A 15,568-nucleotide genomic window follows, 5' to 3' on the forward strand; every position below is an offset into this window, starting at 1 on the left:
GTGCAGGCTTATGCCGCGCCCGGCAAGCAACGCAAAGTTAGGGAATAGCGGCAGGAAAAAGCTTAAGTTCTATGCCGCAAGGCCTTCGGTACGCCTCGGGGCCAGGAATCTTCGCTCTACCCAATGCCAGGATCCTAAACCCAGCAACCAGGAAAGCAATAAGGAAGGTAATAAGAAATTACCGGGCGTAAGGGCCGGGAACAGCACGATCAGCGCCTGTTGCAGCGGGAAGGCGTAGATGTAAGTGCCATAGGAAATGTCGCCGGTATACCGGCTGAAATGCAATGCCGGCACATACAGGTAGCCTGCAGTGATGATCATAAGCGGGAAAGACAACATCGAAAACAAAAACAATTCGCGTTGCCATACCAGCGATGATAAGGTAAATACTGCAGCCGACAACACGAAGAGTGTCTTGCGGTAATTGAGCAGGTGACCGGTAAACAGTGATAAGGTCATGCCGGCGCTGAAATAGGCGCCCAGCGAGGTAAAGAAGTAAAGGTGGTTACCCAGCGAAGCCGGCACCGGTAGATAGCCGTATTTGATCAGCAGGTGCGCAACCGTCAGCAGGCTAAACAACAAAGGGAACAATAATTTTTTGAGCCGGGGCGGTGTCCGGAAAAAACAACAGAGTAGCAGGTAAAACAGCACTTCGTAACGCAAGGTCCACAACGAACCGTTGACGGCTGTTTCTACATTATGACTGAACAAACCCGGCAGATCCTTGTACAGCGGTAGCAGGAAGATATTGCCCAACAGGTATTTCCAGGTGCCGGGGTTTAAGAAATAGGCAGCAGGCGATAAGGTGCTGAGTAAGGGGCCGAGTACCAATACGCTAAGCAGCAATACCACTACCAGTCCCGGGAAAACACGTACCAGCCGTTTGCGCAGGAAAGAGCGCAGGGTTTGGGAACGTTCGAGGCTTTGATGGATGAGGAAACCGCTGATCACGAAAAAGCCGCATACCGCGATCTCCGAAAATGCCCGGCCCGTAACCCGGTTGAACGGATCGTTGTCCAGCTGTCCCAACAGGGCATAGGCATGGGTAACGATAACAAGCGAGGCAAAAAGAAAACGGAGAAAATCGAAATTGTTGGAACGGGCTGCGTTATTCAAAGCGGATGGGTTGACGGGTCAAACGAAGCGCTAAAATAACGATAAATGATGGAATAAGCTGCGCGATCAGGACACGATGCGCTTAACCAGCCGCAGGTTATGGGTGCGCTGTCGCAGGCGTTTGCTGATAATGCCGCCGTTGTCGATCGGGTCGATCACTACGCAGCCGCTGCTTTCGGTAGCGTGGATAATGGTATGGTCGTCGAGCAGGATGCCGACGTGGGTAATACGCCCTTCTTCGTTGTCGAAAAAGGCCAGGTCGCCACAGCGGGCCTGTTGCAGGAAACCTACGGTTTCGCCGTTTTCCGCCTGCTGGTAGGCATCACGGGGCAGGCGTATATGCATCATCTTATACACCATTTGCGTAAAGCCGGAACAGTCGATACCCATCAGCGACCGGCCGCCCCAGTTATAAGGACTGCCGATAAACAGTTTGCTGTACCCGGTTACCAGCTCCGGGCTGAAAACCGCTTCTTTCAGCGCTATCTTTTTGCCTTTGAACAGGAATTCGCGGTTATGCCAGCGCATCAGTTTGGCCCGCATCTGGAAGAGGCTGCTGCCGGGGCTCAGCATAAACTGGCCTTCGGGCACCCTGATCACGTCAGCCGGGCTGAGCGACAGGTTATGCAGGGGTTTGCGGAATTCTTTATAGGGGATAATAGTTACCTGGCCTTCTTTGGCCCAGCCTTCGTAATCGTCCCATTCGCAGCGTACCTTTAGCCAGCCGCCTTTTTCCTGGGCCATTACCTCGAGCCGTTCGCCAAACAACACCTGCGAAACCTGTTCGGCCCTGTGCGAGGCTTCGGCCCGCAATGGCATTACAGATACAGAACAAACGGCGTAGGCTAGGTTCATGAGATTCCGGTAAAGATACTTTCTGACTTTAAAAAAAGGGCTGCAATACAAGATATTACGGCCCTTTCCTGGTTATTAAAGATAACGGTTATTCTGCTTTTTTGTTGGTTTCGCCCAGCAATTGTTCCAGGGCGGCAACCATCGACGGCGTATTGGGCGCCGGCGCTTTGATGGTCAGTTTCAGCCCTGCATCTTCCACTGCTTTGGAGGTAGTATGGCCAAAGGCGCCGATCAGGGTACCGTTCTGCTTGTACTTCGGATCGTTGTGGAACAGCGTATCTACGCTGAAAGGACTGAAAAATACGATTACATCATGGCCTTTCTTCATTACGTTCTGTACCTCGTTGCTTACGGTACGGTACAGCACTGCTTCTGAAAAAGTAAACCCTTTATTGATCAGCAGGGGAGAAAGGTCGTTTTTGGTATTTTCAGAGACGGGCAGCATAAACCGCTCCCGGTCTTTGTATTTCTGGAGTACATCCATCAGGCCTTCGGTAGTACCGTCGGCAGAGAAGAATACTTTTCTTTTACGGTATAATATGAATTTCTGCAGGTATAAAGCCACGGCTTCCGTTACACAGAAATACTTCATATCCTGGGATACCTTAAACTTAAGCTCTTCACAGATGCGGAAAAAGTGGTCTACAGCATTACGGCTGACCAGGATTACCGCGGAAAAGTCGGAAATGTCGAGCTTTTGCTTCCTGAACTCTTTGGCATTCAATCCCTCTACCCGGATAAATGGAAAAAACTCCAACTCTACATTGTATTTTTTCGCTAAATCAAAATAAGGAGATTTGTCACTTTCCGGCTTGGGTTGTGTGATCAGAATGTGCTCAATTCTTTTCTTCTCAATTATTTTCGACTGAGATTTCGTTGCTTTAGCCATTGTGTTTTGAAAGGGAATTTTTCAAACAATATATTTTCCACTCACTCATACGCCAGGCACAATGTTAAGTATTAAGCCATCCACTGAATAACTTTACCAGCACCGCTAGAGGCAATAATTCGGAGGCGCAAAGGTACATAAAAAAATGGAATTTGCTAAACTTTAAGAAATATCCGAATGCAACACCGGAGCGCAAATACCGGTTCAGCAACAGGATCAGCACTACGATACCCGATAACAGCAGTGCTACCTGCACCCAGGCGCCTTGTCCGAACGCTAATATTATAGTAAACGGAATAAGGGCGATGCCCATTATCTTATTGATCAAAAAAACATTAAAGGTATAGTTGTCAGTTATTTCCGGGATTTTGAATACCCAGCCGGTAAACTTCAGGAACAGGAAACGCACCGAGTACACAATAATAAACAACAGGATACAGCCCAGGATGACGATGGCCGGCGGATAACTGCCCAGCGGCCCCTGGCGATGCATGTAATTCAGTAAAAAAAACAGGTACAGACCCAGCGAAATGCAAAAAAACAGGTCCATGGCCAGGGTGGCGATACTGTTTTGCCGCAACTGGTCCTTCAGTTGCCGGGTACTGAGCGTAGGATTACGGAAGGCCCGGAACAGGTTCCGGAAATAAGAAGGATTGGTGATCCTGAAAATACCCAGCAGGGCAATCAGTATGAGTACAACGGCGAAGTCGGCCGTGCGGTCGTGAAAGGTATGCGGCCTGGCTAGGGTGGCGATATAGGTGCTCTGCCCGCTCATCAGGGGATGTTTGGCCAGGTCGAGCGCTACTTTTTCCTGTGCCCGCTGCCTGATCAGCGCTTCGGGTATATTATAACCGTACAATACCCGCGCCGTTGCTGTTCCGGTACCCAAACCAAGAAACAATAAAAAGATAATTGCAATAAAATGTCGCATCCCGGGCTCGTTGTCGTTATTTCTTTGCAAATGTAAAGAGTAAATATCCAATTTTACGGGCTCTTTAATAACAGACTGTGAATATTTGGCAGGATTGCAGATATTTGCACTCCGTTACCGACGGAAAATTTTTTATTGATCATTTTTTATACCTGAACCTATAATGACTGCTGCCCAGATCCGACAGGCCTTTCTCGATTTCTTTCAATCCAAAGGACATACTATTGTGCCTTCAGCGCCCATCGTGGTAAAGAACGACCCTACCTTATTGTTTACCAATGCGGGCATGAACCAGTTTAAAGATTACTTCCTGGGCAACCGCACACCGGAGCATACCCGCGTGGCCGATACCCAGAAGTGCCTGCGGGTAAGCGGTAAGCACAACGACCTCGAAGAAGTGGGCGTGGATACCTACCACCATACCATGTTCGAGATGCTGGGTAACTGGAGCTTTGGCGACTACTTTAAAAAAGAAGCTATAGCCTGGAGCTGGGAGCTGCTGACCGAAGTGCTGAAGATCGATAAAGATAAACTCTACGTTACCGTATTTGAAGGCGATGCAAAAGAGCAACTGCCCTTCGACCAGGAAGCCTACGACGAATGGAAGAAATGGGTTGCCGAAGACCGCATCCTGAAAGGTAATAAGAAAGATAACTTCTGGGAAATGGGCGATACCGGTCCCTGTGGTCCCTGCAGCGAGATACACGTAGACTGCCGCAGCGCCGAAGAGCGTGCACAGGTAGACGGTGCTACCCTGGTAAATGCCGATCATCCGCAGGTGATCGAGATCTGGAACAATGTATTCATGCAGTTTAACCGGGTTTGGGACAATAAACCCGCTTTCGATACCTGGGATAAAGCCAACAATACTACCGAAGAATATAAAAAAGAAAGACCCGCTAAGCTGGTGGAGTTTACGAAGCTGGAAAACCTGCCGGCTACCCATGTAGATACCGGTATGGGTTTTGAACGGCTGGTAAGGGTGATTCAAGGCAAACAAAGCAATTATGATACCGATATCTTTACCGGTACCATAGCGCTTACCGAGCAGATCACGGGTAAAACATATGATTTCAGCGATAGCAAAATGGCTGTGGCTTTCCGGGTACTGGCCGATCATATCCGGGCCATATCCTTCACCATTGCTGATGGCCAGCTGCCTTCCAATACCGGCGCCGGTTATGTGATCCGCCGTATCCTGCGCCGCGCAGTACGGTATTATTATTCTTACCTCGATTACAAACAGCCGCTCATGCACCAGCTGCTGCCGCACATCGCAGGCCAGTTTGCAACGGTGTTCCCGGAGCTGCAGGCCCAGCAAGACTTTGTGACCAAGGTGATCCGCGAAGAGGAAGAGTCCTTCCTGCGTACCCTGGAGAAAGGCATTAAACGGTTTGACGAATATTATGCCGCTAAACTGGCGGAGTATGGTGTGGAAGCCAATGCATCGGGTGGCATACTGGGCACCACTACCCAGGAGGTGATCGCGCAGATCGACCGCCAGGCGCAGCAGCCCATCGTGATCGACGGCAAATTTGCCTTCGAACTGAACGATACCTATGGTTTCCCCCTGGATCTTACGGCCCTGATGGCGCAGGAGGTAAATGCCGTAGTAGACGAAACCGGTTTTAATGCCGAAATGAAACTGCAGAAAGACCGCAGCCGTCTTGCTACCGTAATCGATACCGAAGACTGGGTACCAGTAAACGATATAGAAAAAATCACCTTCGTAGGCTACCAGGATCTGCTGGTGGATACGCGTGTGGCCCGCTACCGTAAAGTAAAGGCCAAAGGCAAAGAGCAATACCAACTGGTGCTGGAAACAACACCGTTCTATGCCGAAAGCGGTGGCCAGGTGGGCGATACCGGGGTACTGGTATTCGATGGCGAAGAGATTGCCGTAACCGATACCAGGAAAGAAAACGACCTGATCATTCACTTTACCGATAAACTGCCGGAAGCGATTGCCGGAACCGTTACCGCCAAGGTAGACTGGGAAACCCGCATGCTGACCAGTTATAACCATACGGCTACCCACCTGATGCATGCTGCATTGCGCCAGGTGCTGGGCAACCATGTAGCCCAGAAAGGCTCGCTGGTTAATAACGAGGTATTACGTTTCGACTTCTCACATTTTGCAAAAATGACCGACGAGGAGATCCGCCGGGTGGAGGAGATCGTGAATGAAAAGATCCGGCAGAATATACCGGTCGTGATTAAAGAAATGCCGAAGGAAGAAGCCATTGCCATGGGTGCTATGGCCTTGTTCGGGGAGAAATATGGTAATACCGTACGTACGGTAGTTATCGATCCGGCTTACTCGATCGAGCTTTGCGGCGGTACCCATGTGGGCCATACCGGTATGATCGGCGTATTTACCATTACCTCCGAAGGTGCCGTAGCTGCGGGAGTAAGGCGCATCGAGGCTTTAACCGGTCCCGAGGCTATCCGTCACTTCAGCGATAAAGTGCGGCAGAGCAAACAGATCATGGAATTGCTGAAGGCAAAAGATCCGCTGAAAGCGATCGAGAAACTGATCGAAGAAAAAGCGGCGCTGGAAAAACGCATCGAAAGCATGGAAGCCCGCCAACTGGTAGGCATTCGCAACGAACTGATGCAAAAGGATGAACTGCTGAATGTGAAAACGACGGCAGGCCAGGAGTTCGCGATCAACTTTATCGGTGATATCGTGGAAGTCAGTAATCCTGACGCGCTGAAGAAACTGTGCTTCGACTTTAAAAACCACCTGCGCGACCATGTGGTGGTATTGGGCGCCAATATAGGCGGCAAGCCGCATGTAGCCGTAGGCATCAGCGATACGGTAGTAGCTGCGATGCAGCTCGATGCCGGCAAGATTATTAAAGAAACCGTAGCGCCACTGATCAAAGGCGGCGGCGGCGGACAAAAAACGCTGGCCACTGCCGGCGGACAAGATGCCGGTAAGCTGCAGGAAGTAATCGAAAAAGTAAAAGGATTAGTATAACCCTGTAAACAGGTATAAACAAAAGCCCCGGTACACGCAGTACCGGGGCTTTTATATGCCTGCTGGGATTTGTGCTAGAAACGCCAGCCGATCACCCCGCCGATGGATGGCCATATTGCGAAGTCATTTAAGTTAAGGTTATACTGTTTGCCCGAAATGCTGGTGGTATACCGCACGCGGTTGTCGCGCAGCCACAGGAACTCGGCAAGCAGCACGGCGCCGAAATACAGGCTTGGTCCTTCTTTCAGGTAGCTTACCCATTTGGTATGGAGCTCCACTTCGCCAAACCAGGCTTTGTCGGTCAGTTGGGTATAGAACAGGTTGCTGGCCTCGCCATCCCTGCGCAGCCGGTCTTCGTCGGGGCTGAACATGCACAGGCCTATACCGCCTCCTAATATCCAATAGGTAGGCCGCCGCTCTTCGTTGGCGTAGAGTGTGCCGTTAAGCCCCGCTTTAACCGCGATATTGCGTACCGTAAGCGACAGGTTATCGATATCCTTGCTGTGCAGCGGTAACGCCATACCCGTTATAGATGCCGCGACATAAGGATGCCAGGGAGCACGCTCCCGCTGGTAACTTATTTGCAGCCGCCCGGTTACGGCCCCGTAACTGCTGTTGTTCCTGCCCGATAGCATAAAAGGATTGCCATACATAGGCTGGAACTCGACCTGTAACTGGGCGTGCCCTGCAGGCAGGGCGCAATAAAATAAGAACAATAGAAAAACCAGTTGGCGCATGGATAAAACAGGGAGTAGGATTGCAATGATGGAAGATAGGCAATAATACCGGAACACCGGTTAAGAACCATGCTGCTGCTGTTAAGATACCAGTCCGGCAAGCTCCTGCGCCACCGATGCGCCGAGCGCCACGCCCATGCCACCCATCCGGAATGCGCCGTGCACGCGGTCGCCGAACGATTGTACAATAGGCTGCTTGTCCTTGCCGAAGGCCATAATGCCCGACCAGCGCTGGTCTACGGCTACGGTGCTGCCCGGCAGCAGCAGATTGCGGAGCTTATCTTCCAGGTCTTGCTGTATCCGGTCCTGCAGGGCAATATCGGTAGTGGTTTCGCCGGCAAAGTCGAGGTTGCGGCCGCCGCCGAACAATACCCGGTTATCGATTTCGCGGAAATAATAATAGCCTTTGTCGAAGTGGAACACGCCCCGGAAGGGCACTTCCAGCGGTTCGGTAATCAATACCTGGCCGCGTCCCGGCTGCACATCCACACCCGGCAACAATTGCGGGGTAAAGGCATTGGTACAGATCAGCAATTGGGCGCATCGAAGGTCGATACCTTCCGGGCGCAGGGTATCGGCCACTTTTACCCGTACCTCTTTTGTAGCAGCTTCGAAGTGTTGTACGGTAGCACCCGTTTTTATTTCGATACCCGAGCGGAGCGCATGGTCGATCAGGGCGCGCATCATATTGCCGGTATGCAATTCGCCTTCGCAGGTAGCTTCTACCAGCGCGGCCACCTTCCCCGGCGGGAAGCCGAAGGTTACAATACGTTCGTTGGCCACCCGGAATGCCGGTTTCCCGGTCGTTGCGGCCAGCAGGTCGTTCAGTTCGGCGAGGTGGTCCAGTACGGCGATCTCTTCCGGCGCGATCAGTTCATGACTGCCGCGTTCGCGATACCCGATAGGCCCGTCGCCAAGCCGCTTCCGTAACAGGCCCAGGCCCGCAGCCCTGCGTTGGAACAAGGCCAGGGTCTGCTCCCGGCTCATATGTTCGAGGTCGTCGAGCAGTTCGGTAGGCGAACCCATACAGGCAAAGCCTGCATTGCGGGTGCTGGCGCCATAGGGAAACAGGCTGCGTTCCAGTACCAGCACACGTTGCGCAGGGAAGCGCTGTTTTAATTCTATAGCCGTGTTCAGGCCTACAATGCCCGAACCAACGATAATATGGTCGTAATGTAAAAAGGATTGCTGTTCCCAATAACTGAGCATAACCGGTCTTTTATTCGTGTACGATGCTTTTATTCTTCGAGGTAATTCAGGTCTTTGTCAAAGGTCTCCTTAAGCTGGCTCAGCGCCACTATGGCGATAAGGGTAACGGTAAAAATAAGGATATAGGCCGCCGTGATAATATTGAAGCGGTGTACGAAAAATTCAAAAATAAAGGTGATCGGGATGAGCGAGCCGCGTACGAAATTGGGTACCGTTGTCGTTACCGTGGCCCGTATATTGGTACCGAACTGCTCGGATGCGATGGTGACGAAGGTGGCCCAGTAACCCACGCCAACGCCCATGATAAAGGCCAGCCAGCCAAACTGTTCGGGTGTGATACCATGGAAATTGAGGTATACCATTACCGTACACAGGGAAACCAGCAGGAATACCAGCACGGCCAGCCTGCGCGATTTGGTAAACTGCGCCAGCAGGCCCGCCAGGATATCGCCTACAGAGATGCCGATATAAGAATACATAATGCCCTGGCCGGCATCGAGCGTGCCTTTGGCGCCGAGCGCCTTGCCAAATTCGGGGGAGAGGGAAATGAGGATGCCTACTACAAACCATAAAGGCATACCGATAAGGATACAATTGATATACCGGATAAGACGTTTACGGTTGCCCAGCAATAGTTTAAAGTCGCCGCGGGATACATGGCTCTGTGCCACGTTCTTGTACAGTCCCGATTCGAAAGTGCCGATACGCAGCAGTAACAGGGCAAAACCCAGGCAACCGCCCACGATATAGGCCGTGCGCCAGTCGAAATAATGCGATACCTGCCTGGCGGCCACTGCTCCAAACAGGCCGATCACGGCCACGATCATCGTACCATACCCGCGCTTGTCCTTACTCATGGTTTCGCTTACGAGCGTAATACCCGCGCCCAGTTCGCCTGCCAGGCCTATACCGGCAATCAGCCGGATCCAGGCATAACTGTTCACATCGGCTACAAAGCCGTTCAATACATTGGCTACGGAATACAGCAGGATAGAGCCGAACAGCACTTTGATACGGCCGTATTTGTCGCCGAGTATACCCCAGAGTATACCGCCCAGCAGCAGGCCGCCCATTTGCATATTCATGATGTACTCGCCCACATGGCGCATCTGGTCTTCGTGCACACCAATTTCCTTAAGGCTCTTAACCCGCACAATAGCGAAGATCAGCAGGTCGTAGATATCGACAAAGTAGCCGAGTGCGGCCACGAGCACCAGCAGGAATACATTTTTTCTTTGGAAGGCTTCGGTTGGCATAAAACAAGTAAAACTTTTCGGGACACATAATACAAAAAAACCTCCTGGTTTGTACACCGGGAGGTTTTTGTTTATAGAAAAAATTCAGGATTAATAGTCGCCTACATTGCCTGCCAGCTCGCTAAGCGCTTGGGTAAGCTGGGCATCGTTAGGAGCAATACCATGCCACTCGTGGGTACCTTCCATAAAGGAAACGCCGCTACCCATTGCCGTATGCATCAGGATGCAGATGGGTTTGCCCTTACCGGTAAGCGCCTTGGCAGCAGCCAGGCTGGCCAGTACCTGCTCCATATCGTTGCCGTTTTCGAGATCCAGTACTTCCCAGCCAAAAGCTACGAATTTGGCTTTCAGGTCGCCCAGGTCCATTACCATACTGGTAGGACCGTCGATCTGCTGGCCGTTATAATCTACGGTAGCGATCAGGTTATCTACTTTGTGGTGGGCGGCAAACATCATGGCTTCCCAGTTCTGGCCTTCCTGCAGTTCGCCGTCGCCGTGCAGCGAGTATACGATACGGTCGTCGTTATTCAGTTTTTTTGCCATAGCGGCGCCCAGCGCTACGCTCATGCCCTGGCCCAGCGAGCCGGAGGCAATACGTACACCCGGCAGGTGTTCGTGGGTAGCGGGGTGTCCCTGCAGGCGGGAGTTCAGTTGGCGGAAAGTAGCCAGCTCTTCTACGCGGAAGTAACCGCTGCGGGCCAGTACACTATAAAATACCGGGGAAATATGGCCGTTGGAGAGGAAAAACAGGTCCTCGCCCACGCCGTCCATATTAAAGGCCGGGTCGTGCTTCATCACTTCGAAATACAGGGCTACCAGAAAATCGCTGCAGCCTAAAGATCCACCGGGGTGGCCGCTTTGGGCACCATGCACCATCCGTACTATGTCGCGGCGAACCTGGGTTGCCATATCTTTCAATTGTTGAAGTTCCATTGCGTTTTAAAAATTTTGTGCAAAAGTAAATATAATTCGAACAAAGTAAAAATAAGGGCCTCAAAAAAGAAGGAAAGCCCGGGGCGGAATTGATAATGTGTCCTGGGCAGATAATATCTTTTTTACGTAAAAAGCGAAAGGAGGCCACCGGCCTCCTTTCTGTATAAAAGGTGCTGAAGCGGTTAGGCTTCTTCTTTTTTCTTTTTAGGTGCCGCTTTCTTAGCCGGTTTTTCTTCACCGTCTTCGGTTGTAGCCGCTTTCTTTTTAGCCGCTGCTTTTTTTACCGGTTTTTCTTCGCCTTCAGCAACCGCTTTTTTAGCTGCTGCTTTTTTCTTGGGCTTTGCTTCTTCGGTAGCTTCTTCCACTACGGCAACCTCTTCTGCGGCTACGGCTGCAGGCGCTTCGGTTTCGTCTTCAGGCTGGGCCTTCAGGTATTCGAACTTCAACAGGTCGTTATTTTTAAGCAGTTCGTACCATTTCAGGATCTTCCTGATATCGCTGGTATATACACGCTCTTCATCAAAATCAGGTAAAACTGTTTTGAAATATGCTTTGATTGCTTTATCGTCTTTTTTACTGTTCAGTTCTTTTACCTGGCCGTCGTTCTCTTTGATCTTTTCCAGCACTTCATGCAGACGGACATTTTCTCCGGTTGTATAGATCTCAATACTTTCCAGCGGCGTAATATGGTGGATACGTGCGGAAACGAATTTAACGCTCTTGTCAACCAGGCTGCGTACTATGGCACCATCATTTTTAGTGCTCATTAATTGATAAAGACCACCAAGGCCGGTCACTGATACTATTTGTCTATATTCCATAATTAATTAGCAAAAACCCGAATGGGCGAAAACAAACTTTTAAGGGGGGCAAAAGTAAAGAAAATTTTCATACAAAAAGATGAAAAGTAAAATAGCCTGGAAATGCAGTATTGCAGTATGACCCGGGGAGGGGAGCCGGCGCTCCGTTCATTTTGCCGGAAAAGAAGGATCGCAGCCAACTTCCGGGAGGCCGGGGGCAGTCTTGGCTGGTGGATAAAATACCCAACCCGATGATGAAAAAAAAGACCCTTACGATGAAAAGTCCTCTTCGCCTGCTGCGCTTAGGCCTCCTGCTGCTGTGCCTGCTGACCGGTGCAGGCAGCGCTAGCGCCGGCGATACCCTGCGCGTACTGTTTATCGGTAACAGCTATACCGATGTCAATAACCTGCCCGAGGTAGTACGCAAACTGGCCAATGCCAGTGGCGACAGCCTCTATTATAAGGTCAGTGTACCCGGGGGAACAACCTTCGAACAACATGCGGCACTGCCCGCTACCGTAAACCTTATTGCCCAGGGCGGCTGGGATTACGTGGTACTGCAGGAGCAAAGCCAGCGGCCGTCTTTTAACGACGCCCAGGTAGCCAATGAAGTATATCCCTATGCCCGCAAGCTCGACAGCCTGGTGCATGTATACACGCCTTGTGCCAAAACGGTGTTTTATATGACCTGGGGCCGTAAGAACGGCGATGCGGGCAACTGTGCCGTATGGCCGCCGGTATGTACCTACCAGGGCATGGATAGCCTGCTGCAACTGCGTTACAGCATTATGGCACAACAAAACAATGCGATGATAAGTCCGGTAGCCAAAGTATGGCGCCGGCTGCGCAACACCACAGGCGCGCCCGAGCTCTACCAGGCCGACGAGAGCCACCCTTCGCCTGCAGGTACCTATGCGGCGGCGCTTAGCTTTTACAGCCTGTTCTTTAACAAAAACCCGGAAAGCAATACCTTCAATTTTTCGCTCACAGCCGCACAGGCAGCCCTGATCAGGACGGCCGCCAAAACCGTGGTGTACGATAGCCTGGGGTATTGGAAACGTTTTTCCTCCTGGCCCTGGATCGATTCCATCGGTTATACCCGTACCGGCAATGCCTTTACTTTCAGTGGCGTGAACCCACGTAATGTACTGGGCTATAGCTGGAACTTCGGCGATGGCAGCCCGGGCGCTACCCAGCCGGCGCCTACACATACTTTTGCCACAGCGGGCAATTACAATGTATGCGTTACGGTGAGGAATACCTGCGATACCGTTACTTATTGCCGCACCGTCAACGCCGGCACAACGGGTATTACCGGGCCCGATCCCCTGCAGTATGTAGCTGTTTATCCTAACCCGGTAAAAGATAAAGTGCAGGTTACCGGGTTGCAGACCCCGGTGTCGTTTACGCTGGGCAATACGGCCGGTGTGCTGGTCCGCAGCGGTAGCCTGTCGGGTAAGCAGGCCTGGATCGATATGTCGGTTTTACCGCCAGGCCTCTACTTTTTGAAATTGCAAACGAGTACCGGCGCCGTTAAAGTGCTGACGCTGGTTAAATAAATACCGCTTAGGGTTGTGGAAGATCCCGTCTTAAAAGGAAATCTTCCGGCCTGGAACGCAAGGCCGCAGGTGGAGTCAAAATCCATGCCTGCGGCCTTATTTTTTGAGACCAGGTATTAAAGTTGGCAATGCGTCCCAGGGGAAATGACGATTGTATTAATTAGGGCATCTCTTGCGTCGTCTTGTCTTACAATCATTATTTTAGTACCGGCATAAAGCCATAACCCTTACTCAAATCCCTCAAAACACAACTCATGACAAAACACAAAATCCTGATGCTGGCCCTTATGGTGCTGGTCACAGCCCTGCGCGCGACAGGGCAATGCCCGACGGTACTGGTCTTCAATCCTTCGAACCCCGACCATACAAACCTGTCTACGATCTTATCGCTTGATATCAAGGAAGACTTTTGCGCCCTAGGTAATGGTACAGATAACGACCAGGCAGCCTTTGAGGCAGCCAGTACTTTTATTAAAAAAAGAGGCGGATACACCAAGCTGGTTATACCTGCCGGTACTTACCGGGTAGGCAGGCAGGCTCATGGTTTTGATGGTTGGTATGACTACCCGGTTCACGTATTACCCCTCGAATTTGTCAAAAACGTAACGGTAACGGGTATTGGGATGCCTACGATTCAGTATGTGGATGGCCTCAGGTATGGATACTTTGATCCTGCGACCGACCTTCCTACGGATATTGACATTTTTGCCACCGGCAACCTGCTTTCTTACACAGCGCGGGTAGGGGATATGTTCCGGATTGTAGGCGCAGAAAATATCGCTATCAGCAATCTCCGGCTGGATGGTAACCTGTATCCCGGCAAGATGGTTATTGGTGGCAGGCATAACAATCCTGCACACTTTGTCGGTATCCAGGAAGGGTACAGCGGCTTTGACGTGCTTTTTTCGAGAGGGATACACATCGATAATGTTATTGCCAAACGGTTCGGATTGGATGGGTTCCTGCTGGAAGATCATGCAGTGGCGGGATCTCCTAAAGCCGGATTGGTATACCTCAATAATTTTCACGCAGATTCAAATGGAAGGCAGGGCGCCAGTTTTGTAGGTGGTGACTCCATCTTTGTAAATGGATCAAGCTTTAAAAACAGCGGGATGGGCGAAATTACTTACTCCGGCCTGCAGGCAGGTATTGATATTGAACCCGACCAGTTGGGACAAACATCCCGGCAGTTTTTCTTCACGGATTGCCTCTTCGAAAATAACCGCAATACCAATATCTCGATTATTTCAGGGGTGGGTTATGTCGAAGACGTCTATTTTTTACGTTGCAAAAGTATTAACATCGGGCAAAACGGTAACACGGCGCCCACAGGCAGCACGTCTTTTAACAACATAGCTTTAGATATCGGCGCACGGAAGAATTTAAACTTTACAGATTGCGAATTTTACGGCTACGTGCTGATTTCAAAAGGCTACTCCGGTAACAACAGTGCCGAAGACGGTAATAAATTTATGCGCTGCCTGTTTACGGATTGCTACCAGAAGAAAGTCAACTGGTATGAAGTTTTTCAAAACGTATATTACCCTAAATGCAGCCTTGTCCGGCAGCATATCAGTAATATAAGCACACCCCTTATGTACGCTCCCGCAAGAAGCTACAACAATATATGGGAGTACGTGACTATCGATAGTAGTGTTTTTGACGTTTACGACCGTCGTCCCTGGTTGAATGTCTCTGCCTCTATCGACAAACCGTCCATTATAAAAAATTCAACCGTGTATATAAACAGTCCCTCAGGACCGGGAAGCCCCATCGTCGAAACGGTTGTATTAAGCGATACCCAGCTATTGACATCCAATCTTAAGGTTGTTATGTATAGCAATCAGCGTTATATTCACGATGGCGTGGAGGTTGCGGGTCCCTCCGGTACAACCACGTCCTGGGGGTCTGATGTATTCCACCGTTGGTACGATTCCCCTTATGGCGGCCCTAACGAATGCATTGATTCGATGTTGACAGATTGCGATACCCTGTTGCCCCCCATAGATTCCAATTTAACCAACGCAATGAGGAAAGGTGCTTTGAAAAGCACAGCAAATGCTGGTTACCAGCTCTATCCTAACCCTGCAAGGGCAAACCGTTTCGACCTGCGCAACCTCGATGGTACGGTACTTTATTTCGAACTGCTGAGCGCCAATGGCCGTTCAATAGCGCGGGGAAGCGTAGCCGGTTATACCACCCAAGGCTTTAACTTACCGCAGTTGAGTGCCGGTATTTATTACCTGAAGATCATACAGGCTAATGCCGTACGGGTAGAAAAGATTGTGCTCCAGCCTTAA

General features: G+C 50.7%; 12 protein-coding genes. 3 read left to right on the top strand and 9 right to left on the bottom strand.

All coding sequences use genetic code 11. The features are described from left to right. Positions 1-69: 69 nt before the first annotated feature. The 4 genes from B0I18_RS04805 to B0I18_RS04820 form a co-directional block, all read right to left on the bottom strand. Positions 70-1,116, bottom strand: coding sequence for an acyltransferase family protein (locus tag B0I18_RS04805; RefSeq protein WP_106521496.1), 1,047 nt, complete (start codon positions 1,114-1,116; stop codon positions 70-72). A 66-nt stretch (positions 1,117-1,182) separates the two neighbouring features. Next, a complete protein-coding gene (locus B0I18_RS04810; protein ID WP_106521497.1) occupies positions 1,183-1,971 on the bottom strand; it encodes a C40 family peptidase in 789 nt (262 codons plus the stop codon). An 88-nt stretch (positions 1,972-2,059) separates the two neighbouring features. Then, positions 2,060-2,728, bottom strand: a complete 669-nt coding sequence (locus tag B0I18_RS04815) for a uroporphyrinogen-III synthase (protein WP_245882047.1) — start codon at positions 2,726-2,728, stop codon at positions 2,060-2,062. 196 nt (positions 2,729-2,924) lie between these two features. Next, positions 2,925-3,749, bottom strand: a complete 825-nt coding sequence (locus tag B0I18_RS04820) for a DUF4271 domain-containing protein (protein ID WP_181358338.1) — start codon at positions 3,747-3,749, stop codon at positions 2,925-2,927. Positions 3,750-3,954: 205 nt separating this feature from the next. Between B0I18_RS04820 and alaS the strand changes: the two genes are divergently transcribed. After that, on the top strand, positions 3,955-6,774 hold the full coding sequence (gene alaS / locus B0I18_RS04825) for an alanine--tRNA ligase (protein WP_106521500.1): 2,820 nt from the start codon (positions 3,955-3,957) through the stop codon (positions 6,772-6,774). 74 nt (positions 6,775-6,848) lie between these two features. On the opposite strand, the gene B0I18_RS04830 is transcribed toward alaS, so the two are convergent. The 5 genes from B0I18_RS04830 to B0I18_RS04850 form a co-directional block, all read right to left on the bottom strand. Next, positions 6,849-7,511: a hypothetical protein gene (locus tag B0I18_RS04830; protein WP_146146655.1), complete on the bottom strand. Its 663-nt coding sequence runs from the start codon at positions 7,509-7,511 to the stop codon at positions 6,849-6,851. 81 nt (positions 7,512-7,592) lie between these two features. Next, the gene (locus B0I18_RS04835) at positions 7,593-8,720 is read right to left on the bottom strand and encodes an NAD(P)/FAD-dependent oxidoreductase (RefSeq protein ID WP_106521502.1); all 1,128 of its coding nucleotides are present in this window, start codon (positions 8,718-8,720) and stop codon (positions 7,593-7,595) included. Between the two features lie 29 nt (positions 8,721-8,749). Next, positions 8,750-9,976, bottom strand: a complete 1,227-nt coding sequence (locus B0I18_RS04840) for an MFS transporter (protein ID WP_106521503.1) — start codon at positions 9,974-9,976, stop codon at positions 8,750-8,752. A gap of 90 nt (positions 9,977-10,066) precedes the next feature. Further along, positions 10,067-10,909, bottom strand: coding sequence for a transketolase (locus B0I18_RS04845; RefSeq protein ID WP_106521504.1), 843 nt, complete (start codon positions 10,907-10,909; stop codon positions 10,067-10,069). 182 nt (positions 10,910-11,091) lie between these two features. Further along, positions 11,092-11,730, bottom strand: a complete 639-nt coding sequence (locus B0I18_RS04850; protein WP_106521505.1) for a DUF5606 family protein — start codon at positions 11,728-11,730, stop codon at positions 11,092-11,094. Positions 11,731-11,984: 254 nt separating this feature from the next. On the opposite strand from B0I18_RS04850, the gene B0I18_RS04855 reads away from it, so the two are divergent. Continuing rightward, complete coding sequence (locus B0I18_RS04855; RefSeq protein ID WP_181358339.1) at positions 11,985-13,268, top strand: PKD domain-containing protein; 1,284 nt, start codon at positions 11,985-11,987, stop codon at positions 13,266-13,268. Positions 13,269-13,522: 254 nt separating this feature from the next. Further along, positions 13,523-15,568 (top strand): T9SS type A sorting domain-containing protein, encoded by a 2,046-nt coding sequence (locus B0I18_RS04860; protein WP_106521507.1) that lies wholly within the window; start codon positions 13,523-13,525, stop codon positions 15,566-15,568.

This window comes from Taibaiella chishuiensis, from assembly GCF_003014535.1.
Lineage (GTDB): Bacteria > Bacteroidota > Bacteroidia > Chitinophagales > Chitinophagaceae > Taibaiella > Taibaiella chishuiensis.

Excerpts from the sequence above, each read along its gene's own strand:
- B0I18_RS04810 (WP_106521497.1), bottom strand. The coding sequence starts at position 1,971 with ATGAACCTAGCCTACGCCGTTTGTTCTGTATCTGTAATGCCATTGCGG.
- alaS (WP_106521500.1), top strand. The coding sequence starts at position 3,955 with ATGACTGCTGCCCAGATCCGACAGGCCTTTCTCGATTTCTTTCAATCC.
- B0I18_RS04830 (WP_146146655.1), bottom strand. The coding sequence starts at position 7,511 with ATGCGCCAACTGGTTTTTCTATTGTTCTTATTTTATTGCGCCCTGCCT.
- B0I18_RS04835 (WP_106521502.1), bottom strand. The coding sequence starts at position 8,720 with ATGCTCAGTTATTGGGAACAGCAATCCTTTTTACATTACGACCATATT.
- B0I18_RS04840 (WP_106521503.1), bottom strand. The coding sequence starts at position 9,976 with ATGCCAACCGAAGCCTTCCAAAGAAAAAATGTATTCCTGCTGGTGCTC.
- B0I18_RS04845 (WP_106521504.1), bottom strand. The coding sequence starts at position 10,909 with ATGGAACTTCAACAATTGAAAGATATGGCAACCCAGGTTCGCCGCGAC.
- B0I18_RS04850 (WP_106521505.1), bottom strand. The coding sequence starts at position 11,730 with ATGGAATATAGACAAATAGTATCAGTGACCGGCCTTGGTGGTCTTTAT.
- B0I18_RS04855 (WP_181358339.1), top strand. The coding sequence starts at position 11,985 with ATGAAAAGTCCTCTTCGCCTGCTGCGCTTAGGCCTCCTGCTGCTGTGC.
- B0I18_RS04860 (WP_106521507.1), top strand. The coding sequence starts at position 13,523 with ATGACAAAACACAAAATCCTGATGCTGGCCCTTATGGTGCTGGTCACA.